This is a genomic window from Roseateles terrae, from assembly GCF_014192155.1.
In the GTDB taxonomy this organism is placed as follows: Bacteria; Pseudomonadota; Gammaproteobacteria; order Burkholderiales; family Burkholderiaceae_C; genus Roseateles; species Roseateles terrae.
In genome coordinates this window covers 69,535-93,001 of the sequence record NZ_JACHXO010000002.1, presented here as the reverse complement: position 1 = coordinate 93,001, position 23,467 = coordinate 69,535, and the positions used below count along the sequence as shown (strand labels likewise).

The following is a 23,467-nucleotide window of genomic DNA, read 5'->3' as shown; positions in this document are numbered from 1 at the left end:
GAAAGGGCCAGCCCGCCCGTCACTGTGCCGTCCAGCCGCCGTCCATGGCCCAGGCCTGACCCCGCACGTTGATGGCAGCGTCGGAGCACAGGAAGACCGCGAGCGCGCCCAGTTCTTCCGGCGTGGTGAACTGCAGGGAGGGCTGCTTTTCGGCCAGCAGCTGCCGCTTCGCTTCATCCGGATCCAAGCCTTCCTTCTGCGCCCGCGCATCGATCTGCTTTTGCACCAACGGTGTGAGGACCCAGCCGGGGCAGATGGCATTGACCGTCACCGGCAGTTGGGCGGTTTCCAGCGCGGCGGATTTGGTCAGCCCCAGCAGGCCGTGCTTGGCGGCCACATAGGCGGATTTACCGGCCGAGGCGACCAGCCCGTGGGTCGAGGCAATGTTGATGATCCGTCCCCACTGACGCTGCTTCATGCCGGGCAGCGCCAGCCGCATGGTGTGGAAGGCGCTGGAGAGGTTGATGGCGATGATCGCGTCCCACTTCTCCGCAGGAAAATCTTCCACGTTGGCGACGAACTGGATGCCGGCGTTGTTCACCAGGATGTCGCAGCCACCAAATTCCTTGTCGATGTAGGCCATCATGGCCTCAATGTCGGCCGGCTTGCTCATGTCGGCGCCGTGGTACCCGACACGGGTGGCCTGATCCTTGCCTGCTTCCTGGACCTCCTTGATGGGGCCCTCGGAATCTCCAAAGCCGTTGAGCACCACATGGGCGCCCTGTCGCGCGAGCGTCAGGGCAATCCCCAAGCCGATGCCACTGGTGGAACCGGTCACCAATGCTGTCTTGCCTTTCAACATGCCAGGTCCTCTTCAGGGTTGTTAGGATGGGCACAAAGGATACGAGCGATGTCTGAACCCTTGTTGAAAAAAGTCCAGGCCTTGAGCCCTTGTGGACTCCATCAGATGGCCTACTGGGAGTGGGGCCAGGCTGACAATCCTCGCGTGCTCGTCTGCGTCCACGGTCTGTCCCGCCAGGGACGCGACTTCGACGCGGTGGCTCGCCGGCTGAGCGATCGCTACCGCGTCATCTGCCCGGACGTGGTGGGGCGCGGTGAGTCCGACTGGCTGGGCGATCCGCGGAACTATCAGCTGCCGCAGTACGTGTCGGACATGGTCACGCTGCTGGCCCGGCTGGGCGTCTCCCAGGTGGACTGGCTGGGCACCTCCATGGGGGGGCTGATCGGGCTGGCCCTGTCGGCCATGCCGTCCAGCCCGGTGGGCCGGCTCATCCTGAACGATGTCGGCCCCACCATCGAATATGTGGCGCTGCAGCGCATTGCCGGTTATCTGGGCCGTGCGCCCCAGTTTGAGACCTGCCAGCAAGGGGCGGAATACCTGCGCGGCATCTCCGAAGGCTTCGGACCGCACACGGACGAGCAGTGGCTTGAACTGTCCCGCCCGATGTTCAAGGCGGATGGCGACCGCTGCCGCCTGCATTACGACCCGCGCATCGGCCAGGGCCTGGCCGGGCTGACGCCCGAACTGGCCAAGGCCGGTGAAGCGCAGCTCTGGGCCGCCTATGACGCCGTGCGCTGCCCCACCTTGCTGCTGCGGGGTACCGAGTCCGACCTGCTGTCCGCCGCCACTGCGCAGGCGATGACGCTGCGCGGGCCGCGGGCGCGGGTGGTGGAATTCGCCGGGGTCGGCCATGCGCCGACGCTGGTCACCGCCGAGCAGATCGCGGTGGTGGAAGCCTTCCTGGAGGAGGGCAGGCGTTGAGGGATCGACGGTCCCGCGGGGCCTTGGCAGTATGAAGTTGGCGATATGAAGACAGAGTTGGGCTTACGGGCCGAGCAGGCGCCGATCGTGGCCTTGCTCGATGGGGATCTGCCCAGCCGGCTGCCGGCGGCCCAGCCGGTGAAAACCGAAACGGTGGATCCGATCCAGCGCGCCCGGGCCTTTGCCGAGCCGCTGCTGGCCGGCCATGTGCTGGATACCGGCGAGCCGGCACTCGAGCATGCGGACGGGGTCGCCGCGATCCTGGCGGGCGTCGGCGCGGCGCCGTCGATGCGTGCGGCGTCCTACCTGGTGTATGCCGGGGACTATCTCAACAAGCCTGAAGAAATCGTCGCCAAGGCCTTTGGGGAGAGCGACGCCAGCCTGGTGAGCCACACCCGGCGTCTGGTCCAGATCCAGCGCGCAGCCCGCGAAGCGAAGGTCGAGGACCAGCGCCGCCAGGAGCAGACCGAGCTGGTGCGCAAGATGCTGCTGGCGTTCTCCCGCGATCTGCGGGTGGTGCTGTTGCGTCTGGCCTCCCGCCTGCAGACCCTGCGGTGGTTCGCCGCGAGCAAGACGGCCTGCCCCCGGGAACTGGCGGCGGAGTCGCTGCAGGTCTTCGCGCCGCTGGCCAATCGGCTGGGCATCTGGCAGATCAAATGGGAACTGGAGGATCTGTCCTTCCGCTTCCTGGAGCCGGAGCAGTATCACCAGCTGGCCAAGGGCCTGCATGAAAAGCGGGTGGAGCGGGAGCAGTCGGTCGAGGCGGTGCGTGCGTCGCTGGAGTCGCAGCTGCGCGCCCAGGGGCTGCAGGCGGAGGTGCAGGGGCGTCCCAAGCATCTCTACAGCATCTGGAAAAAGATGCGGGGCAAGGGCCTGACGCTGGAACGCGTCTTCGATCTGCGTGCGCTGCGGGTGATCGTGCCGGAAGTGGCCGACTGCTATGCGGTGCTGGCCCGCCTGCATGAGTGGTATCAGCCGGTCGATGGCGAGTTCGACGACTACATCGCCCGGCCCAAGCCCAATGGTTATCAGTCGCTGCACACCGTGGTCGTAGCCACCGACGGCCGGCCGATGGAAGTGCAGATCCGGACCCGCGCGATGCATGAGCATGCGGAGCATGGCGTGGCGGCGCACTGGGCCTACAAGGAAGCCGGGACCAAGGGCTATGCCGGGGTCACGGCCGCCGGGGAGTTTGAAGAGCAGGTCGCGCAGGCCCGCAAGGCGGTGTTGCGGCAGCTGCTGGCCTGGGAGCGCGACTTCATCGCTGAAAGCGGTCCTTCGTTTGACGACCGCATCTATGTGTTCACACCGCAGGCCAATGTGGTGGAGCTGTGTGCCAACGCGACGGCGGTGGACTTCGCATATGCGCTGCATACCGATCTGGGTCACCGCTGCCGGGGCGCCAAGGTCGATGGGCAGATGGTGCCGCTGAACACGCCGCTCAAGAGCGGGCAGACGGTGGAAATCGTGGCGCTGAAGGAGGGCGGGCCCTCGCTGGACTGGCTCAACCCGGAACTGGGATATCTGCAGAGCGCGCGCAGCAAGGCCAAGGTGCGGGCCTGGTTCAATGCGCAGGCGCAAGCCCAGACGATTGCCAAGGGCCGCGAGCTGGTGGAAAAGCTGCTTCAGCGGGAAGGCAAGACCGCCATCAAGCTGGAAGATCTGGCGGGACGGCTGGGATTCCGGAATGCGGATGCGCTGTTTGAGGTGGTGGGCAAGGACGAATACTCCCTGCGCAATATCGAGACGCTGCTGCGACCGCCCGCCCCGGAAACCGACGAAGACGCCTTGCTGGCGCAGCGGCACAACCGCGGACCGGCGGTGGACGGCCGTGCACCCAAGGGTGGCGTGCTGGTAGTGGGGGTGGATTCGCTGCTGACGAGCCTGGCACGGTGCTGCCGCCCGGCGCCGCCGGATGCCATCACCGGTTTTGTCACCCGCGGCAAGGGCGTGGCGATTCACCGGGCCGACTGTGCCAACCTGCGGGAGATGGCGCGCAGCGCGCCGGAGCGGGTGATTGCGGTGGACTGGGGCGAGCCGCCAACGGAGAAGGGCGGCAAGGCCGCGCAATATCCGGTGGATCTGGTGGTGGAAGCGGTGGACCGGCCGGGGCTGCTCAGGGATGTGCTGGAGCTGTTTGCCAAGGACAAGCTGAGTGTCATTGCAGTGAACCAGCAAAGCGGCAAAGGCAAGCCGGCGCGGTCGGACCTGTCCCGCATGAGCTTCACCGTGGAGGTGAGTGATGCGCAGCGCTTGAACCAGACCTTGGCGGCGGTGGTGCAGATCTCCGGGGTGAGAAGCGCGCGGCGGCGTTGACGCGTACGCTAATCGCGCAAACCGACAAGTTATCTCGCACAAGCTCAATTTCCGGGCTATACTGCGAAGCTCTTCAGGCGCATAGCTCAGTTGGTTAGAGCACCACCTTGACATGGTGGGGGTCGTTGGTTCGAATCCAATTGCGCCTACCAAATACAGACCCCGGTAACTCGTTGTCATGCAACGGATTACCGGGGTTTTCCGTTTCTGGCTCTGGCGGCCGTGGGAAGCCGGTGGGAAGTAGCGCCAGTGCGGCGCGCAGCCTCTCCGAGCCGGTCTCGTTGCGCGACAGCCAGCGGGCGTACGAATCGAACAGAACTTGGATGCTGTGGCCGGCCTGGGCCGCCACGTACATGGGATTCACTCCAGCCATGCACAGGGCCGTGCAAAACGTGTGGCGCGTGGCATAGGCCCGCCGGGCGCGGATTCCGCAGCGCCTGAGCGAGGGCTTCCAATAGGTGTCGCGCTGGCTACGCTCGTCGTGCCAAGGCTTGCGCAACTCCGGATGCTCGAAGACTGGCGAGTCCGCCCCTTTGGCCTTGGTGTACTTCTTCATCGTCTTGAGCGCGGCCAGGGCCGGCTCGCAGAGATCCACGTCCCGGTCCTGCTTCGTCTTCGTTTCCTCCCGCTCGCACCCTTTGAACGTCTTCACTCGCTGCACCCGCGCGACCTGGTGGCGCGCGTCGATGTCGCCCCACTGGAGTGCGATGAGTTCCTCTGGCCGCATGCCGGTGAAGAACGCGAACTGGAAATAGGCGTGGACCCGCTCGTCGTAGTGCTTGGCCATGTCCGCCAGGATGGCGTCGCGCTCTGCCAGCGTCAGCGGGTCCGGCAGCTTCTTCTTGGTCCGGGAGTTCTTCACCTCGGCGAGCGGGTTGTCTTCTCGGCGTTTTCCGGTGAAGTGGAGGGCAAACATCCGGCGCAGCGGGATCAGGTAGTTGTTCCTCAGCTTGGCCGACGCCCAGGGGTGCGCGCCGATCTTTGAAGCCACGGCGGCGGCCGTGAGGCTGTCAACTTCCGTCGCTGGGCCCAGCATCGGGACCCAGGTGTTGTTGATCGCATTGGCGTACTGGCTGACCGTCGCCGGCGAAAGGCCTTCGACCGACGCGAGGTACAGCTCGGCCAGCTTTGAGACGGTCAGCTTCTCCTGCTTGGCGCCGGCCGCCCGCGGCGAGTCGGGGAAGAAGTCAGCCAGCACGAAGGTGCCGTGGCGGATCCTGTCCCGCACCGTTGCGGCGACGCGCTCGGCGTATGCGATGTTCTTCGGCGTAGGTGGCAAGGCCTGGCCGTTTGCGGTCAGCCTCTCCTTGATGTACTCCCCGCCGAAGGTGAAGCCGATGCGGATCGAATGTCCGCGGACCTCTACACCCCTTCCAGAACCCATTTCTCAACCTCTTTCATGTCGATCCAGATCCGGCCGTCATCGGCCTTCCGATAATGCTTGCCGCGGGCCCAGATGCCCCGGGCAATTCGCTTCTCGATGGCACCGGCGCTCAGGCCAGTCAGCTCAGCGGCTTTGCGGATGGTGACGAATCGGAAGCCGCCACTGTTTTCGCTCTCAGCCATTCTTTCCTCCTTCCTGTGCTTGTGTGGTGTCGGTCATGAGTCAGTCCTCAGTTGGCACGGATGGCGAAGACCTCAACCGGGTCCGTGCCGAAGTGCGGGTGGGTGATGGTTGCGATGCGCATGCCGCGCCACGGGCGGATGAGCCGGCGCTCTGCATTGCTGCGCGCGGGATAGCCCAGGGTGAACTCGATGTGGCTGAACTCCTTGCCGACTAAGCGTCGAATCCAGTAAGGCGTCACGAGGCGGAACTCCTCTGGCTTAGTACCTTCCCGGATTTCATTGAAGTAACTCGCCTTCAGTGGCAGGATCAGCGGCGTCAAGTCGAATTTGTTGACTGGTTTTCTCAAGGGAGGCTTCCTATGAAAAGGGAGACCATAGAAATTGGCGCAAGGACGGTGGTCCGCAGCCGCTACAGAGGATTCCAGGTGGACGTGATTACCGGTTACGACACCGCGCGCGACCGTTACCCTGTTCACATCGAAGTCACTGGCGCCGGGCCAGACAGCCGGAGCATCAAGCTGCTTCGCGTAGCGACCGAGTTCACGATTTACGATGCGATCGATGCCGGGTTTGCTGCTGCAGAGCGGGCAATTGATGCTGCCGAGTTCAACAATATCTAGTCCGACACTGCATCCTTGACGCGAGCCAAAGGCTTGGTAGTGGGAGACGTTTTTATGACGCTGTACCGAATTCACTTGGCGACGCACAGGGGCCATCGAATCAGGGTCGAGGTTCATCACGATGCCGCACAACCGGAAGGGGAGGGGCAGTGGTCCGCAAATGCGTTTCTCGTTTGGCCCACCCAAGGGCAAACCTCCCTTTTCAGCGGTCTTTTCGGGAGCAGCTCGTACGATGTTGGTGAGCGTGCTATCGCTATGGCGAAGATCGAAATCGACAAGCTGGAAAACTGACGCCAGAGATCTGTAATGGATGAAGATGGCTGGAGCGCGGCAGTGCTTGCGGAACCGATCGGAGCGGGTAAATTCCGGCCCGTATTGGTGGTGACGCGGCGCCGCGGCGATGAGGTGTCGGACGTTGCCATCCCGTTGGACGGTGAGTACGACAGCCGATTGGCCGCCGAGGAGGCGGGGAAGGATGCTCTGGCCGCCATGGCTCGGGGGCAGTGAGTTCACGCCGCCTCCTTCGCTGGCTCTAGCTCTGCACGCAGCGCGCCACAGAACTCGGGCCACAGGTCCCGCCAGAAGCCCACCGCCTGCGGGTCGTCGCGCTTCTGGATCTCGTACCACGGCTCATCGAAGATCGTGGCAAGTTCTGCCAGGTCGAACTTGGACAGCTTGGCTGATCTCCAAGGCTCCTCGCACTCCCGGTGGATCTCGCCGCAGGCGGTAATGAAGGATTCCTCGCCTTCGGAAAGTTCGTAGGATCGGTTGTCGATTTCGTCCCAGACGAAGCGCGCCTCCTCTCGTCCGACCATGCGGCGCCTCCGCATCTCAAGCACCTTGCGCTGAATGCCTGCCACGCTGGCATCGCCGTCAAACTGCTCCAGGCTGTGACCCATGAAGCGCCCGAACACGTAGTCAAAGTTCAGGCCGATGAGGAACTTCTTGAAGCGCACGCCGGGCGCGCCCCAATACTGGGACCAGCTGCCGAAGGTCGAATTGATCAGGATCTCGCCGCGCGGCCATTCGCTGCCGTCCTCATGCCGGTCGGACCACTCGCGCACGACGATGGTCGCCCACTCGCCCCTGTTCTTCACGCTGTAGACGTCGGCGTTGGTGTGCTTGGTGACGCTCATAGCGGCTCCTGCTGAATCGGTTTTAGACGGGGTGTCTGGAGGTCGTATCCGTGGACGGCGCGCCGGGTCCGAGAATTCAATCCATGTCCTATTGACCCGATCGAAAGGAAATCTTCATGAACGGCTACTTCACGCGCTTCGAATTGACTCCCTCCGGATGGACCGGTGCCATCTGTCGCCAGATGGGCGACGTCCTCGCCGGGCGACTGGTGATCGAGTTCGGCTCCAAAAGTACCGTCCGCCGTGCCTTGCGGAAGCAATGGCGTATTGCGGCCCGCGCGCGAGCGCAGGTCTGCTGAGACCGCATCCCAGTCGATCTCGCTGTCTCTGGCATCGATCCAAGGGCGGGCATGAGCCCGCTGGCGGAAGCGGCGGCTGGCCATCAGTCCTCCTCGACCATCAGTTGGTCTGGGTAAGGCAGCGTTTCGCCGGCGAGCGGGTTGTCCGCGCTGAGACTGGCCCCACCCATGTGGAAGATGGCCCATTCCTCCGCCTCGTCCAGCGTGGCATCGCCTGGTACCTCATAGACGGCGGTGACGCGGATCTTCATGCGCCACCCCCGAACATGTCCTTCGTTCGCGTGTCGCGCTCGGCGGTCTCGGTGCTGACCCCGGTCGCCTTGGCGACTGCGGCCCGTGCTTCTGCAATGCGATGCGTGGCGGAGCGCAGGTTCTCCTCCGCCCATCCGAGCTCCCGGGCCGCCTGCTCGAAGTCACCGCGGTCGGCGTAGTGGGCCGCCGCGTCACAGTTGCCGCTGACGTCGCCGGCGCTGCTCGCGGCCGCGCGGACGGCTCTGACGATGGTGGCGCTCATGCTGCCTTCTCCAGGCTGGCGGCAGTCCCTGCCGTCAGCAGCAGGTCGGCGCCGAGGTCGGTCAGGCGGATCAGGTCGGACCGCTTGAACAGCATCGCGGCGCCGCGCTTCGTCCCCTGCAGGCCCAGCGAGGCCATGCCGGCGGCATCGATTGAGAACGGCTTGATCGCGGCGTTGATGTCGGCGATGCGCAGGGTCGGCTCTTCCACCAGGGTGGCGGTGGGCTGGCGGACCTGAGTCACCGCCTCGGCCACCGGCACGATGGCGGCGCGGGAGGCGGTGGCCTCCGCTGCAGCTGCAGCTGCTGCTTCGGCCGCTTGCAGTGCAGCCTGAGCTTCAGCTTCGCGGGCGAGTCGCGCCGTCTCTTCGGCTTCCTCGCGGCGCAGCGCGCCGGGCAGCGCCGCCTGCAGGTGTTCCAGCACCAGGGCGTGCTTCTTCTGGGCCTCGCCCAGCCGGTCGCCAAAGGTGTCCACGCTGGGGGCATTGGAGCTGGCCAGCAGCAGGGCGGCGTTGATGGTGGCGGAGGAGGTCTGCTCGGTGAAGGTCAGCAGGCGGTCGAACTCGGCGAAGCGGCCGGTGACGCGGGCAGCGAACTCGTCGGCCAGGCGCTGCTTGGCCAGCCGCTCCGCTTCTAGGGCTGCCTGCTGCGCGGCGATCTGGCGTTGCTGCTCCGCCAAGCGCTCGGCGGCCTCAGCCTGCTCGCGGGCAATACGGGCCTGCTCTTCCGCGACCTGGCGCTGGCGCTCCGCTTCCGCTTCCTTCGCTTCGGTCTGCTCCAGCAGCACCTTCAGGGACGTGAGGGTCTCGGTCCGGGCGGTGGCAGCCTCCTCGGCGAAGTCCTCCCATGCTGCCGGGTCGATCTCGATTCCTTCCACGGCAGCCACAGCGTTGCGCACCCGTTCGGACGGCAGGCCCTGGGCCCGGGTCAGGCATGCGCGGATCTTCTCGATAGCGGCACGATGAGCGGCCACGCGCTCTGCCTCGATGCGGGCCTTCTCGGCGCGGATGGCTTCCTTGCGGGCTTCCTCGGCCTTGATCTGAGCATCGATCGGCTGCTCCAGCTCCAGGATCTCGCCGGTGATGCGCTTGGCCTGCGCGTCAATGACCTTGCCCATCTCCAGCACCGGCGCCTTGAATGCTTGGCGCTTCTTCTCCAGGTCGGTACGCAGCGTTACCAGCTCCAGGCGGGCGGCGCGGGCGGCCTTGTCGCCGGCGGTGGTGGTCAGGTCGAACTGCACGCCGCCGTGCCGCTGGCGCAGCTCGGCCAGGGCTGCCTCGGTCTTGCTGAACTGGACGACAGCCTTGCCGTCCTTGATGTCTGCGCGGTCGATCAGTTCGTCCGCGACTTCGATGGTTTCGCTCATGGAATGCTCCTCAGAAGTCGTCAAGGGATGCGAGCGCTTCAGCCACAGGCTTGGGCGCACGTGCGGGGGTGGACGGCGCGGCCGTGGGCGCCTTCGGCTCTTCCCACGGGGCCGGGTGGCCTGCGGCGGCCATCGCTGCGATCTCGGCCGGGTCGGCGTGGGTGCGGTCGAACTCCTCAATCACCCGCTGCATGTAGGCCCTGGCCTGCGTCGCCTTTGCTTCCATCGCCGACTCCACCTTCGGGTCCCGCGTCACCAACCAGGTGGTGATCCGCTGGTGGGGCGGGATGTGGTCCACGAAGTGCAGGGCAGGGGACTCGTAGCCGATCAGCCGCTCCGGGGTGTTGACCAGCGCGTAGACCACCTCCCAGCTGTCGGCGTCCCACAGAGCCATGTATCCGCGCATCTGGTACTCGTAGATCGAGTCCTCGCAGGCTTCTGTGGTGATCGGGAAGGTCTGGATGGACCAAGAGCACTTCAGGTCGAAGCCGCGGCGGTCCGGCGCGTGGAACAGGTCGCACTCGCCAGTCCAGAACCGACTCTTGCGACGCTCGGTGTTCTTGGTCAGGGCCAGCCCCCGCACGCGGTTGAACAGGGCGATGCCATCAGGCTCCACCTCAATGCCCTTTTCCAAGGCCTTGCCGGAGATCTCGAAGTCCACGCCGAAGATCTCTTGAGCCGCCAAGCCGCGGATGTAGGTCTTTGCGGTCTCGCTCAGGGTCTGCGCCTTCAGGTGCTCCAGCAGCTGGATCTCGCCTTCGGTGCGCTTGTCCACGCGCTTCTTCTGGATGGCGCGCACGTCATCGGTGATCAGCGCCTTGTCGATGCTCTTGGGCTCGCCCATGAGCATGCCGATGCTGCTGCAGCGGAAGAGGTAGTCAGCCATGATTGGCCTCCTCGTCGGCGGCGCGGGCCTTCTTGCGCATCGCGGTGAAGGCCTGGCCGTAGTCGCTGCGCTGCCGGTTGTCCAGCTTCGACCACCAGGCGGTGAGGGCGACCATCCCCTTTGCGGCGGCCTCTTCCCCAGCGCGCAGGGTAGGGTCTCCTTCCGGCGAGGCATCGTCCCCGGCCCCAGCGAACCGCAGGCCGCTTTCATCATCCTCACCGCCCGTGGCGGTGCCGGTGATGGCCAGCAGGGACACGCGCTTGAGGTAGCTTGCGGTGGCCTGCATGTTCTGCACCGGCGTGTTGGCGCTGAGATCCCCAGGCGGGGCCTCAAGCTCCAGTTGTTCTGCGTGGCCGTCCTTGTGCTCCAAGAAGCAGGTGACCCACACCCAGGGAACTCCGTCCTTCGCGCCAAAGCGCTGGTCATGGCGAAAGCCGAAGCCATGGCGGGACAGTGCCGGTGACAGGAGGCCGCACACAGCGTCGAATTCCGCCTGATTGAACGATCCGGCCCGACCGCGGTCCACCCGCTTGGACTTCGGCACGATGATGTTCTCGCCCCGGAAAGCCGCGAAGTCACGCTTGTGCGCCAGCATGGCATCGCGCTGGCGGTCCTTCTCCTGCAGTTCCCGGTACCGGATGTCCATCTGCATCAGGCGCTCGAGGCGCTCGATGTCCTTGTCGCCGGTTTCCATGGCGACCTGCAGCAGGTCCGCCGGCGTCACGGCGGCCCGCGGCTGCACCGTCAGTGCCGCCTGCTGGAGCGCTGGCACCTGTGTGCCCGGCATCGGTTGCAGTTCGAGCGCGGGGCTCGCTTCCGCGATTGCATTCATTGCTCTCTCCGTTGAAAAGGGTGGGGCGGCCTTGGCTCCACGCGTCAGCGCTTCAAAGCCGCGGCGGCGCCCCGTTGATCAGGTCAATACCGCCGGCGCTGCCAGCGCCAGGACGATCAGAAGTGCAGCCAGGAACAGACCGCCGATCTCGGTGATCTGGCCCAGGGCTTCAGATGCAATGGGGTCCAGGTCCTCGCTCATGGCAAGAGCCCCAGGCGCCCCGCGACATGGAGGGCGGCCACGGCGGCGAGCCCCACGCCAGCCATGCGGCCAATCACCTGCCAGTAGCCGGGCTCGCCAGGCTCTGCCTGATAGACCGCCTCGGGGCGGTCCAGTTCTCCCGGGCAGGTGTCGCAGACTCCAGCGCGGTCCTCGCGCAGAAGCTGCCGTGCGACCATGGTTGGGAGGCGGCGCCCCTGGTGATCTAGGCCGAGTGCGATGTAGCCGTTCATGCTGCCTCCGGGGTGACCGGGGCCGGGGCAATCTCCTGCAGCTGGATCAGCGGATCGAGGACTGCGACGCGCTTGATGCGCTGCTCTTCGATGCGGTGCTCGATGGCGCGGACCACACGATCCTGCTTGTCCATGCGGCCCTGCAGGCTGTCGCGGTACTGGCGGGCCTCCACTGACTTTTGCAGGATCCGGCATCGATCGGTGAAGGAAACAACGGCGGCGGCCTGCGCCATCAACTCCACGTAGTGACCGTGCTGCTCATTCACGAGCTGACCGAGCATCGACAGGGTGCGTCGCTCGGCGGCCAGTTCGTCTTGAAGGGTGGTGACTTCCATCGCGTCGCTCCGTGATTCGATGGATGGCATTCTGGACAAACCTGTCCAACAAAGCAAGACGTATTTGTCCAATTCCGACAGGGCGAGTCGGATATGGACGTAAAAAAACCCGCGCAGGGCGGGCCTCTATCCGAGCAGATGCTCGTTTAGGAATCTTCGTTGAAGACTCGCTTCATCGTGCCGTACCACAGTGTGCTGGCGAGGGCCGAAGCAAATGCTGGGTTGCGGTGAGCTTCGCCGCACGAGCTAAAGAAGAACTCTCGATTCGACTCCATAGCGGCATAGCTGATCCCGATGATTTCGCCGCGTTCGGCTCGCTCCAGCAGCTTCTTTAGGCACTTCACAACGTCGTGGGACTGCTTTGGGAACTGAACCAGCCGAAATGGCCGTTCAACGTTCATGTTCCCTCCTTGCGCCTTGGCTGTGGCTTCCTTCTCCCTGGGTAGACCTCCACCGGTTCCTCCGAGGTAGTGGTCTGGCCGAGCCGCTTCGGCTCCCGAGTCGTGGAATCCCATTTGCTTTCCTCCTGCTGCATGTGATGGGTAGCCGAGTGCTCTTGCTTTTGTTCGGCTCTGGATACTGATGATGCATCCAGTAATGGCTCATAGGATGAGCCACCCCCAACGGAGGTATTCGAGTTCAGATCGATCATCACCGGCCCCATCGCGTCGATTGCTGCCGCGTGTCTCGCCGATGGCCCGTGCTTGGCCAAGTGGGCAATGTGGTGGGAGAGAAGCTCGCGTTCAGCTTCAGGCAGGGACTGAAGGGCGCCGGCGATCACGAGAGCAGCGTCGCCCAAGCTTAGGGGGGCGGCAACGGGAGCAGAGCTATCCGGGCCGGCTAACTTCGGAGGCCGGGTGACGTCGAGGCCAGGCACGAGGAGCTGCCAAGGATCGAGCTTGAGACGCGCGGCGAGCTGATCGACGTAGCTCAAACCGACACCTTTGTCCCCGTGCAGGTCCTTCTCGACTCGCTCAACTCCCTTCACATCTAGTTTCAAGGATTGCGACCAGGCGAGCCTCGACAACCCGGAGTCTCGTATCGCTCGCGCGATGTTCTCTGAAAGAGCCTTCCGGCCAGATTTGTCCATAACCGAAGTATTCCCGACACGATAAGTCGGATTTGTCCAAATTTGTCTTGATGAATTGGACGAATTTGTCCCACAATCGGCGCCCATGGACATGATTACCTCACTCACTGCGCGACTGGCCGCTGCCAACCTCGCGGAGCTGGCTAGTAGGGCGGATGTTTCCCGGAAGACCCTGGAGCGCATCCTCAGCGGCACGAACAGTCCAACCCTTCGCACGGTCGGCAAGATCAATCGGGCGCTTGACGAGATGAAGGTCAAAGCGCCCCGGGTCGTGAAGGTTAAGTCCCGTCCACCGGAAGAGATCGCCGAAAGCGGGCGTTGCGGCGGCCGGGATAACAGCCTCACTGGGCCGATTTGAGCCATGCGGTCTCACTTCGACTTCGCTTTCAGCTCCGCCGCACGCAGGGCCAGGGCGTCGGTCTCCAGCTGCTGCGCGAGCGAGCGCAGACAGCGCCGCAGCGTCTCGCGCCACGCGACTTGGGCCCACGCGAGATCTCGCTGGGTCTGTGACATCCGCTTCTCGTTCATCGCATTCCTTTCGTCTGTGACTTGGCAGGGCCATCCGGCCGTGATGCCTCGGGCTCCGTCTCCTCCCACTCTGGGTCAGGGGCGGATCGGTCCGGGTGTCCCTGCGAGGCCATAGGCCTCGAAGTAGTTTTTCAACCTGAGTGGGAGCTCAAAGATGGGAGCAAGTCTCTCCTCCAAGTGGAGGAAACCGGTGGATACCGGAGCAAACCCAGCGCAACCTGAGGAAACCGAATTCGACCTGGAGCAGCTGGATCAGCGCCAGATCGAAGCCTTCGATCTCACGCGCTGCCTGACGGAAGCGATGCGCAATGACCCGCGCACGGACCAGAAGATCGCCAAGGCGATCGGGGTCAGCAAGGGCTACATGTCGAAATGGCTCAACAGCGTCGGCGCCGAGCAGCTGGGGCGGTTCGCCCGTTTCTGCCTCACGACTGGCCACGTCGGCCCCATCCAAAAGCTTGCCGATGAACTTGGCTTCGAGCTACGCCCCAAGCGGCAGCGCCGGCCCCGCCGGTTGAAGCCCGTCACCAACGACTGAACCCCCGAGAGGGAGGAACCATGTCCATCTATTCCCGGCGCCAGATCACGGCGCGCTATCGCGAGCTGCTGAAGAGCGAGCCGCGCCTCCACGCGATCCAGACCACCGCATCGGAGTTCGGCCACAGCGCCGAGACGATCGAGCAGGTAATTACGCAGTCCGCTGTCACCGCCTACCTGCACGCGCTCGGTCTGGACGGTGCGCCTGCAGCTGCAGTGCTCAAGGCTGCGGCGGAGGCATTCGGCATGGACACCGGCGTGCTGATGGACGCGGTCCAAGAGCAACACGCAGCCATGGAGGCCTGACATGCTGAAGCAACTGATCATCTATCGCATCGGCTCCGACTGGTCGCCGAATGCTGACCTGTTCCTGAACTCGCTTGAGCAAGAGCGCTTCCAGCCCTGCGGCCCCACTCAGGCCCTGTCCGCCGGCTGGGTGCCGCCGCGGGGAGAGCAGGGCGCTCCGCTGCTGGAGGTGGTGGACGGCCACTGGCTGCTGACCCTGCGCGTGGAGAAGAGGATTCTTCCGTCGAGCGTGGTGCGTGAGCACACCGAGGAGCGGCTGGACCAGATCGAGGACGAGACCGGCCGCCGGCCGGGGAAGAAGCAGGCGAAAGACGTGGCCGAGCAGGTGACGCTGGAGCTGCTGCCGCGGGCCTTCACCACCCAATCTCACCTCGCGGTGTGGATCTTTCCGGCCCAGCGCCTGCTGATGGTCGATGCGGCCAGCATCGGCAAGGCGGACGACCTGGTCACACTGCTGATCAAGGCGGACCCGTCGCTGAGCCTGCACCTGCTGCAGTCGGCCGAGTCGCCGGCGGCCTGCATGGGCGCCTGGCTTATGGACGGAGTTCCGCCAAAGGACTTCGTGATCGACCGCGACTGCGAACTGAAGGCTCACAACGACATGAAGTCGGTCGTGAAGTACGGTCGGCATCCGTTGGACCGCGACGACGTGAAGGCCCACCTGGTGAGCGGCAAGATGCCGACCCGCCTGGCCATGACCTGGAAGGAGCGGATCTCCTTCACGCTCACCGACACCCTGCAGGTCAAGGGCATCAAGTTTCTGGACGTGGTCTTCGACGGTCGGGACAAGCCAGCGAAGGACGAAGCCTTCGACGCAGATGCGGCCCTGGCCACTGGTGAACTGTCCCAGCTGATCCCCGCGCTGATCGAGGCGCTGGGCGGTGAACTGGACTTCATCGGCCAGTCCAAGAAGGTGGCTGCCGCGCACGCGCCGTCCGCCGCAACGCCTGCCGCGACCGAGAAGCAGGTGCGCACCGCTGCGAAGCTCTACGAGGCACGCGATGCCGCCAAGACGCTCTTGGGAGAGAACTTCAAGCCTCGCATGCTGACGTTGGGCGCCGTGCTCGTGCTGACCGCCAAGGCCCACGCGAAGTCCATCGTGGATGCGGCGCTGAAGATCATCGATGACGACCGACTGGACGGCTTCGCCGCCATCGAGATGCTTGCCGCCGCGGTGGAGCAGGTGGAGCCAACCCAATGACCTCGCCCTTCAACCGGGAGCACCTGGTAGCGCAGGGCGTCATGCCGAAGGCCATCTTGCTGACGGCCACGCAATCCAGGGTTCTGGAGTTCGTCCGCGAGTACCGCCGACGCAACCAGATGCCGCCGACGCAGGCGGAGATCCAGCAGCACTTCGGCTGGGCCTCCCCGAACGCAGTCACCGACCACCTCAAGGCCCTTGAGCGCAAGGGCGCCATCCGCATCGGAGCCAACAAGGCCCGCGCGATTTTCGACCTGGAGACCGTATGAGCATCCCGACCCCACGCGAGCCGGCGGACCCATTCCGCTTCCCTGTCCCGGCGCCAGCACCGGCCCCCGCGCCGGCCAACACACCCGCGCCCAAGATGGTGACCTGGTCGCCGCCTTGCGCCCACTTCGCTCGCCCGCTGGGAGGCAAGCCCGCATGAAGCGAGACGCCTTCACGATGCCGCTGGACCTGGGCCGCGAGCTGATCATCGACAACTTCGCCGGCGGCGGCGGAACCTCCACTGGCCTGGAGCAGGCCTTCGGCCGGCCGGTTGACATCGCGATCAATCACGATCCCGAGGCGCTGGCGATGCACGCCATCAACCACCCGCACACACTGCACCTGTGCGAGTCGGTGTGGGACGTGAACCCGGTCAAGGTCACGAAGAACCAGCCGGTCGCCCTGGTGTGGCTCAGCCCCGACTGCAAGCACTTCAGCAAGGCCAAGGGCGGCACGCCAGTGGCGAAGCATATCCGCGGCCTGGCCTGGGTCGGCATGCGCTGGGTGGCGCTGACGAAGCCGCGCGTGCTGATGCTGGAGAACGTCGAGGAGTTCCAGGATTGGGGCCCGCTGATCATTGAGGCTGACGGAACTGCCCGGCCGGACCCGGCCAAGAAGGGCAAGACCTTCGAATCGTTCGTTCGCCAGCTGCGGCAGCACGGGTATGCAGTCGAGTGGCGCGAGCTGCGGGCCTGCGACGACGGTGCCCCGACGATCCGCAAGCGCCTCTTCCTGGTGGCGCGTCGCGACGGCCTTCCGATCCAGTTCCCGGATCACCAGTTCGGCAAGCCTACCTCCGCTGAGGTGCAGGCCGGGCGCCGGCAGGCTTGGCGCACCGCCGCCGACTGCATCGACTTCAGTCTTCCGGCCCTGAGCATCTTTGGCCGGAAGAAGGACCTGGCCGAGAACACCCAGCGCCGGGTGGCGAAAGGCCTGTGGCGCCACGTGCTCACCAGTGCATCCCCATTCATCGTGGGGGTAGGGGGGCGAATGGGGCAGTCGCCGGAGCGGAGCATTCACCAGCCGGCGCAGACCGTCACATCGAAGGCTGACTCCTGCCTCGCGACGCCGGTGCTGGCGCCGTTCATCGGCGACCAGTCGCGGCCCGCCGAAGGGCGCACCGCCGCCGCCAATGAGCCGCTACGCACTGCATGCGCGCAGGTGAAGGGCGGTCACTTCACCGTCGTTGCACCGGCCCTGGCCCCCATGCGTGGGACCAGCGAGGGTCACATGGGCGGCCACAGCGTGGAATTGCCCCTGTCCACCATCTCCGCTGGCGGAACTCACCACGGCCTTGCCGCAGCCAATCTGGTGACGGTCGGTTATGGGGAGCGGAAGGGGCAGGACGCGCGCACCCAGGACGTTGAGCAGCCGCTGGGCACCGTCGTGGCAGGTGGCGTGAAGCAGTACGTCTCACTGGCCCATCTGGTGGACATGGGCCACGGCGAAGGCAAATGCGGTACGAAGCGCTTCAGCCACGGCGTCCGCGACCTGCAGGTTCCGCTCAACACCGTTACCGCAAGCGGCGCGACGAGTGCGCTGGTGGCGGCATGCTTGGAGCAGGCGAACGGCGGCTTCTACGTCGGTGACGGCCGCGCCGCCAATGAGCCGCTCAGCACGATCACCGCCGCCGGCAGCAACCAGCGCCTGATCACCGCCTATGCAGTGAAGTACTACAGCAACGGCGGCCAGTGGCAGGATCTGGACGACCCGATGCACACGATCCCGACCAAGGGCCGCATGGGACTGGTGCAGACCATGCAGGTCCCGGCCGCCAGCCTGGCGCCGGAGCATGCCGAGCGTGCCCGCCAGTGCGCCGACTTGCTGCACAAGTACCTGCCTGAGCACTTCGCGGAGCCGGCGGAGATGGTGATGGTGCACCAGCGCGGCCAGTGGTGGGTCCTGGTGGACATCACCCTCCGCATGCTCAAGCCTCGCGAGCTGTTCAATGCCCAGGGCTTCCCGGCGGACTACGTGATCGAGGAGATCCCCGACCCGGAGAAGCTGTTCGTGGACGGCGTCCAGGCGGCGAACCCGCTGCAGGTGCCGCGGATCCCGCTCACCGCCACGGCGCAGGTCCGCATGTGCGGCAACAGCGTCAGCCCGCCTCAGGCGCGGGCCCTGGTGGAAGCCAACTTCCGCCACGAGCGCGAGATCTACCGGGAGGCCGCATGAACCGCTACCGCACCACGTTCTTCGCCGACTGCCCAAACAACGGTATCCGGATTCAGTACCACCTGGAGATCGTCACCGGTCAACTGATCAAGGTGGAGGACATCCTCGCGGCTACCGCTGCGATCACGCGGGGTTATCACGAAGAGATCGCGGACCAGTTGCTGCAGTCGCTGGGAGGCGCCCAAACGCTGACTGCCACTCACCACGGTGTTGAGATCGAGACGACACGGCCGGCACTGCAGGCCATCGTCAAGCCAAGCGAGGTGTCTCGATGATTCACTACCACGGCACACCCATCGGTGGATCGCGCCAGGATGCGGCCAGGTTCCTGATCGGCCGCCATGCCTTGGTGCCTTGGCCGCGTCGAGATGACATGGCCATTGTTGCCGAGGCCTGCCAGTCATTCTGCTTCGACAACGGCGCCTTCAGCGTCTGGAAGCGAGGCGAGAAGCTTGACGTGGACGGCTACGTCCGATGGACGGATGAGTGGCACAAGCATCCGGGTTTCGACTGGGCGTTGATCCCTGATGTGATCGAAGCATCCGAGGCGGAAAACGACGCATTGCTGCGTGATTGGCCGATGCACTTGCCGGGCGTTCCGGTCTGGCACATGCACGAGTCGGTCGAGCGTCTGGCACGCCTCTGCGCCGATTACAGGACCGTCGCGCTCGGATCGTCCGGTCGATGGGCCGCCCCGGGAACAAGCGAATGGTGGCAGCGTATGACCGTAGCCATGGACGCAATTTGCGACGACGGCGGTCGCCCGGCGGCGCGCCTTCACGGCCTACGCATGCTGGATCCCGCCATCTTCACCCAGCTACCGCTGTCGTCGGCCGACAGCACCAACGCAGCTGTGAACTGCGGCAGTCTCGACCGGTTCGGCATGTACCCGGCGCCGACTGCATCGCAGCGCGCAGCGGTGATTGCGGAGCGCATCGAACACCACAGCAGCGCCGCAGTCTGGCGCCGTGCACCCATTCAAGACGACATTTTCGCGGAGGCCGCGTGAACGCGTTCAGCCCTGACTATGTGCCGGTGATGGCCGGCCTGACCGCGCGCGAACGCGGCTACGCGTCCACCAGCCGCAAGCTTGCGGCGCTCAACCAGGCGAAGGTGGACCGTCACGGCCCATCGCCGGCACCCACGCTCACTGAGAGCCAGAAGCAGGCAGGCCGGGACAAGGGAAACGCCATCAGGGCGGGGAGGAGGGTGTGATGGGGGTGTCCGGTTCGTCCCCTTGCACGCGGCGCAGGTGCGCGACGGTATTTCTGAGGCGATTCGCGAGGGCGACTAGGTCTTCTTCGTTGCGGAGCTGGCTCATTGTCGGGCCCGGTCCATTTCCAGCGAGATGCGACTTGACCAGAGCTTCATTCTCCGCTTTGGCCTCTTCAGCCATCCGTGAGTACCTCTCGAAAGAGTCCTCAGCAGTCTTGAGCATCTTTCGGTGCTCGTCCATTGGCGAACCCATCAGCCTCTCCATGTCGTGGGAACCGCCACTTTACCGGGAGCATGCATGAAGCGCGACACCGCAGAAACCAGCATCCGCGCCTACTACGAAATAGCCCAGGCCGACCTCAGCGCCAGCGAGCGCAAGGTGCTGCACGCAATGGCAGTGGGCCAGCTCTACACCCGCCGGCAGCTGGAGGTCCTCACCGGCTTCCGCTCTGGCCCTGTCTGCGGCCGGGTGCACGCCCTTATCGAGAAGGGCCTCATTGAGGTTGTGGGGGAGAAGCTGTGCCCGGAATCTGGCCGGCCTGTGGAGGCCCTGCGCCTGGTGGCCCAGCAGCTGGAGCTTGCACTGACGTGAGCAGAACACCTCTGACACCCCCTGACTGCGACCTCCAGGACTACCCGTCCATGTTGGTCGACGTGGTCCGGGTTCGTGATTCCAGCCTCGCGTCTGACGAGACGCCGGAGGCCTGCTGGGCGGCTTTCCTGCTGTGGTGCGCGTCGTGGCACCAGGTGCCGGCCGGGTCCATCCCGGACACCGACAGCTGGATTGCGAAGCAGGCCGGCTACGGTCTGCGCGGCAAGATCGACAAGGCATGGACCAAGGTTCGGGACGGCGCGCTGCGCGGATTTGTGAAGTGCGACGACGGCCGGCTCTATCACCCCGTCGTGTGCGAGAAGGCACTGGAGTGCTGGATCGACAAGCTGGGGCGCACGATCAGCAGCGGCAACGGCAATGCGAAACGCTGGGGCGGCACCTTCGACTCTGCACCCTTGGAAGCCCAAATCATCGGGGCCAAGGCGCTGCTGAAGGCGCTCAATCCTCACTCCCGCGCCCTCATGAAGCGGAAGCATTCGGCAGTCCCGACTTCATCCGACCCAGATCCCACCGGGACTCCCGACGTTATCCCGTCGGGATCGCAAGGGAAGGGAAGAGAAGAGAAGGGAAGTAAAGGGAATAGATATTCCGAACCTATCGGTTCGGCCGACGCTGACGCGACGGCTTCTGTGGATAAGTCCTTCGAGGATGAGGCCAAGGCCCTGGCCCGCCGGCGGCTGTGGCAGGACTCCGGGAACTGGCTCACCGACAACGGCGTCAGCGTGGGTGAGGCCAAGTCCTTCCTGAACGCTTTCGCCAAGGACCACGGGTCCGAAGTCGCTGCTGAGGCCATGCGGGAGGCCATCAAGACCCAGGCCCCGGCGGACTGCCGCGCATTCGCCACCGGCATCGCCCAGCGGATCACCGGCGAGCGCAAGAAGCCCCTGACCGTTCCCAGCACGGCCGTGGAGGCCACGCAGGCCCATCTGGCTGAGCAATCTGCCCACGTCCCTACGCCACCCCCGCCAGCGGCCGCAGAAGCCCTCCAGGCGATCCGCAAGCGCCTGGACAAGACCAGCAACCACCAGGCGGCCAATGAGCCGTCTGTGACCGAAGGAGAAGCAGCGTGAGCACGATCCTGCATCCCTGCATGGGTGGCTGGTGCCAGATCCGCGAGGACTGCGCCAACTACCACCAGAGCGGCGTCATGGTCGTCGGCAAGCCCCACGACCGCCTATGCGTCAAAGGCGAGGACGGGACATCCGAGATCGCCATCGTCAAACCCCTGAGCCAGATCGAACTTGAGGAGCATCGCTTTGGAAAAGCAGCCTAACCAGAAAAAATTGTCCGGCCAGAGGGTCGGCATCAAGGGTTATCTCAGCCTGATTGCCAGGGTTCGCCGCAGCCCGGCGACCCTTGGCCAGGTGACGGAGTTTCTCGGAGTGACGCGCAGTCGCGGCGCTGCGATCATTCGCAGCCTGCGCGCGGTCGGCTTGTTGCGCGTCTCCGCGTGGACTGACCACGACAATGGCTGGAGCGCAAAGCAGCCTGTGTTTGGATATGGCGGGGATCCCGATGAACCGCACCCCACAGACTCACCGCGTCCATCTGGCAAGGCTCACAACTCGATCAATGCCACGGCCATTGCCGCAAAGTCGCTGATCAGGGCGATCGTTGAGCCTGCATCCAAGGGCGACATCGCGAAAGAGACCGGGATTTCTCTCTCGATTACCTGCGGCCTGATCAACCACATGACCGAGATCGGTCTTGCCAGGGTCTCAGGCTGGCTTCCGACCCTCTACGGAGGACCGCCCACGGCGCTCTACGTCTTTGGCAACGGGCCGAGCGCTGCGCGCCCCAAGCCAATCGACACGAAGGAGCTCGGGAGGAAAAACCAAGCTGCACGCGCACGTCGCATGCAGCAGATCGAGCTGATCCGAATGACTGCTGCGCCGGCGAACGACGCGCAGATCAAGGAGGCCGCATGAGCATGCACTTTGTTTGGGGCTACATGCCCAACATCGCCGAGGGCAAGGACAAGATGCTGCAGTTCTGGCGGCAGATGTCGTCTCTGATGCGAGCTCGCCTGGAGGGCATGGCCGTGGTGGCCTACTTCCCCCAGACCCGCTCCCAGCAGAACACCTACAACTCGGCCCTGCAGGACCTGGCCGACCAGCTGGAGCTGGGGGGCGAGAAGCGGCAGCCGATCGTCTGGAAGCGCTTCATGCTGGCCACGCTGTATGAGCATACCCGGCATGACCCGCAGTTCATGGAGGAGTGGAAGGCCATCGACCCGGTGTTGCTGCCCGACATGGATGGCGACGGCCTGCACCTGATCGCCCTCAGCACCAAGCCACTCACCCGCGAGCTGGCCGGGATCTTCCTGAACCTCTGCCACTCCTACGGGGATGAGCGGGGTGTGAAGTGGAAGCCGCAGAGCCTGGGCCGGCAGGAGGCCGCCAACGACGCCAGCGCGGCGCAGAGGGAGGCCGCCTGATGGCCGAGACCGAGAAGCAGCAGCGCACCCGCCTGGCCGCCGGCCTGCTGGGCTGCCAGGCCGGCGAGGTGCAGAAGAGCGTGAAGTCGATGGATCAGGTCCAGCGCCAGAACCTCACTGAGGCGGTGGACTGGGTGGCCGACTACGAGGCGACAGAGACCGAAGCGGGGTGGAACCGATGAAGCGAAGCGCCCCCATGAAGCGGACCCCATTCAAGGCCAAGCCGCCTGAGGCTGGCCAGCAGCCCGGGAAGAAGCCGGTGAAGTGCAAGGCGCCCGGCTGCCAGAACCGTTTCGTGCGCCGGTCCATGACGCACAAGGCCTGCGGGCCCGACTGCGCGGCCGTGCTGGGCCGCCTGGCCAATGAAAAGGCCGCGGCGCGGGCAGCGCTTGAGGACCGCAGGCAAACCCGCGCGCAGCTGGAGGACCTGAAGACCGTCCCGCAGCTGAAGAAGGAGGCCCAGGCCGCGTTCAACCGGTGGGTGCGCCTGCGCGATGCCGGGCGCCCCTGCATCTCCTGCGGAGCCCCGCCGCCGGACCTCACCAAGCTCCACGCCGGCCGCGACGCTGGCCACTACCGCAGCACCGGAAGCGCCGATCACCTGCGATTCCACGAAGACAACTGCCATGCCCAATGCGTGAAGTGCAACCAGTGGGGCGCCGGGATGGCGGTGGACTACCGGCTGGGCCTGATCGCACGGATTGGCGCCGGGCGCGTGGAGGCGCTGGAGTGCAACAACGGGAGCACCAAGTGGACCCGCGAGCAACTGCGCCAGGTCCGCGACACCTACCGGCTGAAGGCGAGGGCGCTAGAGAAAGGCGCCGCCAACGATCCCAGCATGCAGGAGGCCGCATGACGCCCCGTGGCTGGCTGGGCCTGGCCGCCCTGGCGACCCTGGGAGGACTGTTCATCCTGGCCGTGACGGTCATAGGGCTGGCCACGATCCTCTGCATGGGTGCGGCCAAGGTGGGGAGGGACCTACGCGACTACGTCCGTGATTTTCACGCCTCTCCGTAGCATGCCCGCTCCATGCGCACCTAACCGGAGCGGGGAGG

Annotated in this window: 35 protein-coding genes, 1 tRNA gene and 1 pseudogene; 21 read left to right on the top strand and 16 right to left on the bottom strand. The window is 65.2% G+C overall.

The features are described 5' to 3' along the window. Positions 1–19: 19 nt before the first annotated feature. Entirely contained in the window at positions 20–802 is a 783-nt protein-coding gene (locus FHS28_RS06820) for a 3-hydroxybutyrate dehydrogenase (RefSeq protein ID WP_088449884.1), read from the bottom strand. A gap of 48 nt (positions 803–850) precedes the next feature. On the opposite strand from FHS28_RS06820, the gene FHS28_RS06815 reads away from it, so the two are divergent. From FHS28_RS06815 to FHS28_RS06805, 3 genes are all read left to right on the top strand, one after another. After that, positions 851–1,723: an alpha/beta fold hydrolase gene (locus tag FHS28_RS06815; protein WP_088449883.1), complete on the top strand. Its 873-nt coding sequence runs from the start codon at positions 851–853 to the stop codon at positions 1,721–1,723. Between the two features lie 45 nt (positions 1,724–1,768). Continuing rightward, the gene (locus FHS28_RS06810; RefSeq protein WP_088449882.1) at positions 1,769–4,039 is read left to right on the top strand and encodes a RelA/SpoT family protein; all 2,271 of its coding nucleotides are present in this window, start codon (positions 1,769–1,771) and stop codon (positions 4,037–4,039) included. Positions 4,040–4,114: 75 nt separating this feature from the next. Next, positions 4,115–4,191, top strand: a tRNA-Val gene (locus FHS28_RS06805). A 233-nt stretch (positions 4,192–4,424) separates the two neighbouring features. Here the strand turns inward: FHS28_RS06805 and FHS28_RS24735 are convergent. From FHS28_RS24735 to FHS28_RS06780, 4 genes and pseudogenes are all read right to left on the bottom strand, one after another. After that, positions 4,425–5,423: pseudogene (locus FHS28_RS24735) on the bottom strand (Arm DNA-binding domain-containing protein); the annotation flags it as partial. Beyond that, complete coding sequence (gene xisR / locus FHS28_RS06790) at positions 5,402–5,605, bottom strand: excisionase family protein (RefSeq protein WP_088449881.1); 204 nt, start codon at positions 5,603–5,605, stop codon at positions 5,402–5,404. The pseudogene FHS28_RS24735 and the gene xisR, both read right to left, overlap by 22 nt. 47 nt (positions 5,606–5,652) lie before the next feature. Beyond that, positions 5,653–6,738 (bottom strand): hypothetical protein, encoded by a 1,086-nt coding sequence (locus FHS28_RS24565; RefSeq protein WP_310736753.1) that lies wholly within the window; start codon positions 6,736–6,738, stop codon positions 5,653–5,655. Next, positions 6,735–7,361 (bottom strand): phiTE_072 family protein, encoded by a 627-nt coding sequence (locus tag FHS28_RS06780; RefSeq protein WP_088449876.1) that lies wholly within the window; start codon positions 7,359–7,361, stop codon positions 6,735–6,737. Before FHS28_RS06780 ends, FHS28_RS24565 begins: the two co-directional genes overlap by 4 nt. Positions 7,362–7,477: 116 nt before the next feature. Here FHS28_RS06780 and FHS28_RS06775 point away from each other — a divergent pair, with 116 nt between their 5' ends. Beyond that, positions 7,478–7,660 carry a hypothetical protein gene (locus FHS28_RS06775; protein ID WP_088449875.1) on the top strand — a complete coding sequence of 61 codons (183 nt, stop codon included), beginning with the start codon at positions 7,478–7,480 and terminating at the stop codon, positions 7,658–7,660. 83 nt (positions 7,661–7,743) lie between these two features. Here the strand turns inward: FHS28_RS06775 and FHS28_RS06770 are convergent, their stop codons facing one another. The 10 genes from FHS28_RS06770 to FHS28_RS06730 all read right to left on the bottom strand — a co-directional run bounded on the left by FHS28_RS06770 (position 7,744) and on the right by FHS28_RS06730 (position 13,043). Further along, positions 7,744–7,911 carry a hypothetical protein gene (locus FHS28_RS06770; RefSeq protein WP_184294320.1) on the bottom strand — a complete coding sequence of 56 codons (168 nt, stop codon included), beginning with the start codon at positions 7,909–7,911 and terminating at the stop codon, positions 7,744–7,746. Then, positions 7,908–8,174 carry a hypothetical protein gene (locus FHS28_RS06765; RefSeq protein WP_088449874.1) on the bottom strand — a complete coding sequence of 89 codons (267 nt, stop codon included), beginning with the start codon at positions 8,172–8,174 and terminating at the stop codon, positions 7,908–7,910. The genes FHS28_RS06770 and FHS28_RS06765 overlap by 4 nt, the downstream gene beginning before the upstream one ends. Beyond that, positions 8,171–9,538, bottom strand: a complete 1,368-nt coding sequence (locus FHS28_RS06760; protein ID WP_088449873.1) for a coiled-coil domain-containing protein — start codon at positions 9,536–9,538, stop codon at positions 8,171–8,173. The genes FHS28_RS06765 and FHS28_RS06760 overlap by 4 nt, the downstream gene beginning before the upstream one ends. Positions 9,539–9,548: 10 nt before the next feature. After that, a complete protein-coding gene (locus FHS28_RS06755) occupies positions 9,549–10,424 on the bottom strand; it encodes a hypothetical protein (RefSeq protein WP_088449872.1) in 876 nt (291 codons plus the stop codon). Continuing rightward, a complete protein-coding gene (locus FHS28_RS06750) occupies positions 10,417–11,256 on the bottom strand; it encodes an ERF family protein (protein ID WP_088449871.1) in 840 nt (279 codons plus the stop codon). The genes FHS28_RS06755 and FHS28_RS06750 overlap by 8 nt, the downstream gene beginning before the upstream one ends. A 78-nt stretch (positions 11,257–11,334) precedes the next feature. After that, positions 11,335–11,457 carry a hypothetical protein gene (locus tag FHS28_RS24435; RefSeq protein WP_259373051.1) on the bottom strand — a complete coding sequence of 41 codons (123 nt, stop codon included), beginning with the start codon at positions 11,455–11,457 and terminating at the stop codon, positions 11,335–11,337. Then, positions 11,454–11,708 (bottom strand): hypothetical protein, encoded by a 255-nt coding sequence (locus FHS28_RS06745; RefSeq protein WP_088449870.1) that lies wholly within the window; start codon positions 11,706–11,708, stop codon positions 11,454–11,456. Before FHS28_RS06745 ends, FHS28_RS24435 begins: the two co-directional genes overlap by 4 nt. Further along, on the bottom strand, positions 11,705–12,043 hold the full coding sequence (locus FHS28_RS06740; protein ID WP_088449869.1) for a hypothetical protein: 339 nt from the start codon (positions 12,041–12,043) through the stop codon (positions 11,705–11,707). The genes FHS28_RS06745 and FHS28_RS06740 overlap by 4 nt, the downstream gene beginning before the upstream one ends. A 146-nt stretch (positions 12,044–12,189) precedes the next feature. Next, positions 12,190–12,444, bottom strand: coding sequence for a hypothetical protein (locus FHS28_RS06735; RefSeq protein WP_088449868.1), 255 nt, complete (start codon positions 12,442–12,444; stop codon positions 12,190–12,192). Then, on the bottom strand, positions 12,441–13,043 hold the full coding sequence (locus FHS28_RS06730) for a hypothetical protein (protein ID WP_184294318.1): 603 nt from the start codon (positions 13,041–13,043) through the stop codon (positions 12,441–12,443). The genes FHS28_RS06735 and FHS28_RS06730 overlap by 4 nt, the downstream gene beginning before the upstream one ends. Positions 13,044–13,218: 175 nt before the next feature. Here FHS28_RS06730 and FHS28_RS06725 point away from each other — a divergent pair, with 175 nt between their 5' ends. Beyond that, positions 13,219–13,491, top strand: coding sequence for a helix-turn-helix domain-containing protein (locus tag FHS28_RS06725; RefSeq protein ID WP_088449866.1), 273 nt, complete (start codon positions 13,219–13,221; stop codon positions 13,489–13,491). Between the two features lie 11 nt (positions 13,492–13,502). On the opposite strand, the gene FHS28_RS06720 is transcribed toward FHS28_RS06725, so the two are convergent. After that, positions 13,503–13,661 (bottom strand): hypothetical protein, encoded by a 159-nt coding sequence (locus FHS28_RS06720; RefSeq protein WP_184294316.1) that lies wholly within the window; start codon positions 13,659–13,661, stop codon positions 13,503–13,505. Between the two features lie 154 nt (positions 13,662–13,815). On the opposite strand from FHS28_RS06720, the gene FHS28_RS06715 reads away from it, so the two are divergent. The 16 genes from FHS28_RS06715 (at position 13,816) to FHS28_RS06640 (ending at position 23,429) form a co-directional block, all read left to right on the top strand. Next, the gene (locus FHS28_RS06715) at positions 13,816–14,199 is read left to right on the top strand and encodes a hypothetical protein (protein WP_184294314.1); all 384 of its coding nucleotides are present in this window, start codon (positions 13,816–13,818) and stop codon (positions 14,197–14,199) included. Between the two features lie 20 nt (positions 14,200–14,219). Then, entirely contained in the window at positions 14,220–14,504 is a 285-nt protein-coding gene (locus FHS28_RS06710; RefSeq protein WP_088449864.1) for a hypothetical protein, read from the top strand. Between the two features lies 1 nt (position 14,505). After that, the gene (locus FHS28_RS06705) at positions 14,506–15,705 is read left to right on the top strand and encodes a recombination-associated protein RdgC (RefSeq protein WP_088449863.1); all 1,200 of its coding nucleotides are present in this window, start codon (positions 14,506–14,508) and stop codon (positions 15,703–15,705) included. Beyond that, positions 15,702–15,974, top strand: coding sequence for a LexA family protein (locus FHS28_RS06700; RefSeq protein WP_088449862.1), 273 nt, complete (start codon positions 15,702–15,704; stop codon positions 15,972–15,974). Before FHS28_RS06705 ends, FHS28_RS06700 begins: the two co-directional genes overlap by 4 nt. Before the next feature lie 154 nt (positions 15,975–16,128). Then, positions 16,129–18,147, top strand: coding sequence for a DNA cytosine methyltransferase (locus tag FHS28_RS06695; RefSeq protein ID WP_088449861.1), 2,019 nt, complete (start codon positions 16,129–16,131; stop codon positions 18,145–18,147). Beyond that, the gene (locus FHS28_RS06690) at positions 18,144–18,422 is read left to right on the top strand and encodes a hypothetical protein (RefSeq protein WP_088449860.1); all 279 of its coding nucleotides are present in this window, start codon (positions 18,144–18,146) and stop codon (positions 18,420–18,422) included. The genes FHS28_RS06695 and FHS28_RS06690 overlap by 4 nt, the downstream gene beginning before the upstream one ends. Next, a complete protein-coding gene (locus FHS28_RS06685; RefSeq protein ID WP_088449859.1) occupies positions 18,419–19,156 on the top strand; it encodes a hypothetical protein in 738 nt (245 codons plus the stop codon). Before FHS28_RS06690 ends, FHS28_RS06685 begins: the two co-directional genes overlap by 4 nt. Continuing rightward, positions 19,153–19,362: a hypothetical protein gene (locus tag FHS28_RS06680; RefSeq protein WP_088449858.1), complete on the top strand. Its 210-nt coding sequence runs from the start codon at positions 19,153–19,155 to the stop codon at positions 19,360–19,362. The genes FHS28_RS06685 and FHS28_RS06680 overlap by 4 nt, the downstream gene beginning before the upstream one ends. Positions 19,363–19,660: 298 nt before the next feature. Continuing rightward, positions 19,661–19,954 (top strand): hypothetical protein, encoded by a 294-nt coding sequence (locus FHS28_RS06675; RefSeq protein ID WP_088449856.1) that lies wholly within the window; start codon positions 19,661–19,663, stop codon positions 19,952–19,954. Between the two features lie 50 nt (positions 19,955–20,004). After that, entirely contained in the window at positions 20,005–21,045 is a 1,041-nt protein-coding gene (locus tag FHS28_RS06670; protein WP_088449855.1) for a hypothetical protein, read from the top strand. Next, positions 21,042–21,248, top strand: a complete 207-nt coding sequence (locus FHS28_RS06665; protein WP_088449854.1) for a hypothetical protein — start codon at positions 21,042–21,044, stop codon at positions 21,246–21,248. Before FHS28_RS06670 ends, FHS28_RS06665 begins: the two co-directional genes overlap by 4 nt. After that, on the top strand, positions 21,232–21,903 hold the full coding sequence (locus tag FHS28_RS06660; protein WP_184294312.1) for a hypothetical protein: 672 nt from the start codon (positions 21,232–21,234) through the stop codon (positions 21,901–21,903). The genes FHS28_RS06665 and FHS28_RS06660 overlap by 17 nt, the downstream gene beginning before the upstream one ends. After that, positions 21,900–22,412 carry a recombination protein NinB gene (locus FHS28_RS06655; protein ID WP_088449852.1) on the top strand — a complete coding sequence of 171 codons (513 nt, stop codon included), beginning with the start codon at positions 21,900–21,902 and terminating at the stop codon, positions 22,410–22,412. Before FHS28_RS06660 ends, FHS28_RS06655 begins: the two co-directional genes overlap by 4 nt. Next, positions 22,412–22,594, top strand: coding sequence for a hypothetical protein (locus FHS28_RS06650; RefSeq protein WP_088449851.1), 183 nt, complete (start codon positions 22,412–22,414; stop codon positions 22,592–22,594). Before FHS28_RS06655 ends, FHS28_RS06650 begins: the two co-directional genes overlap by 1 nt. Beyond that, positions 22,591–23,268 (top strand): recombination protein NinG, encoded by a 678-nt coding sequence (locus tag FHS28_RS06645; protein ID WP_310736751.1) that lies wholly within the window; start codon positions 22,591–22,593, stop codon positions 23,266–23,268. Before FHS28_RS06650 ends, FHS28_RS06645 begins: the two co-directional genes overlap by 4 nt. After that, entirely contained in the window at positions 23,265–23,429 is a 165-nt protein-coding gene (locus FHS28_RS06640; RefSeq protein ID WP_184294310.1) for a hypothetical protein, read from the top strand. Before FHS28_RS06645 ends, FHS28_RS06640 begins: the two co-directional genes overlap by 4 nt. Positions 23,430–23,467: the final 38 nt, after the last annotated feature.